Raw genomic sequence first — 245 nt, forward strand, 5'->3', positions numbered from 1 at the left:
GCAAGCTTGATTTGCGGGAAGCCTTCATTGACGGGACATTCGCCCCGGCAAAAAAGGGGGCCGTGCCGTTGGTAAAACCAAACGCGGCAAGGGCACCAGGATCATGGCAGTGGCAGACGCTGCCGGTTTTCCTCTCGCCCTTCACGTGGCAAGCGCGTCGCCTCATGAAGTGATCTTGGTGGAAGACACCTTGGACCGCACGTTTACCAATGAGCTTCCAGGCCGTTTGATCGGCGACAAAGCCT

Annotated in this window: 1 pseudogene; it reads left to right on the forward strand. The window is 58.0% G+C overall.

Annotated elements, in window-relative coordinates:
* Window positions 1–245 (forward strand): annotated as a pseudogene (locus EII23_RS13560) (transposase); the annotation flags it as partial.

This window comes from Desulfovibrio sp. OH1186_COT-070, from assembly GCF_003860215.1.
GTDB lineage: Bacteria > Desulfobacterota > Desulfovibrionia > Desulfovibrionales > Desulfovibrionaceae > Desulfovibrio.